The following is an 817-nucleotide window of genomic DNA, read 5'->3' on the forward strand; positions in this document are numbered from 1 at the left end:
GCCAGGATGGGTGGCGCGATCGTGGGAACGGCGATGGTGTTCATGGCGTGATTCCCTATGCCGTGCCGCAGATGAAGCGCGCCACCTCGGGCGTGAGCCACCCCAGCATGGCGAACAGCACCACCCACACCGCGAGCAGGAAGTGCCAGTAGCGCGCGCACAGCCCGATGCGCCAGCCCAGCCCGACCAGGTCCGCGGCCGGATGCCAGGCGGCGCGCGCCGTCCAGGCCCACGCCGCGAGGCCGCCCGCCACGTGCAGCGCGTGCATCGCCGTCAGCAGGTAGAAGAAGCTGCCGCCCGGATTGCCGGCCAGCATCACCTGCGCCGACAGCAGCGACGACCAGGCCCACAGCTGCACCAGCAGGAAGGCGCCTGCGCACAGGCCACCGGCCAGCAGCAGTTTCCGGGTTCGGCGCATGGCGACGCTGCGAGCCGCCGAGGCGCAGGCCTGCAGCGCCATGCTGCCGGCGGCGAGCAGCGCGGTGCTGAGGCCCAGTTGCCATGGCAGCTCGATCGACACGGCGTCCTCGCCGCTCATGCGCATCACGTAGGCGGTGACGAAGAGCGAGAACAGCACGGTCGCTACGCCGATGAAGATCCATAGGCCGATGCTTGCGGACAGCGCGGATGCAGGGGGGTCCGGGCGGGGGCGGTTGTAGCCGGGGCGGAGTGCGGCGCTGGTGTTCATTGCGTCACCTCTGGATTGCGTCTTGCTCTATCGCGTCCTGGGGAAGGGTGCTCGTTCGCTTGCTTTGGGGGTGTGCTTGTTGTGAGGCAGGAGCCGGGAATTCGCCCCGGCGGGCGAGTCACTTTCTTT

1 protein-coding gene is annotated in these 817 nt (G+C 69.3%); it reads right to left on the minus strand.

Annotated features, from left to right (window positions below; translation table 11 throughout):
* Nucleotides 1-55 precede the first annotated feature (55 nt).
* Nucleotides 56-688, minus strand: a complete 633-nt coding sequence (locus APY03_RS27000) for a bb3-type cytochrome oxidase subunit III (protein ID WP_068681693.1) — start codon at nt 686-688, stop codon at nt 56-58.
* Between the last annotated feature and the right edge of the window lie 129 nt (nt 689-817).

The sequence above is a fragment of the Variovorax sp. WDL1 genome, from assembly GCF_001541225.1.
Classification (GTDB): domain Bacteria; phylum Pseudomonadota; class Gammaproteobacteria; order Burkholderiales; family Burkholderiaceae_C; genus Variovorax.

Excerpts from the sequence above, each read along its gene's own strand:
- APY03_RS27000 (WP_068681693.1), bottom strand. The coding sequence starts at position 688 with ATGAACACCAGCGCCGCACTCCGCCCCGGCTACAACCGCCCCCGCCCG.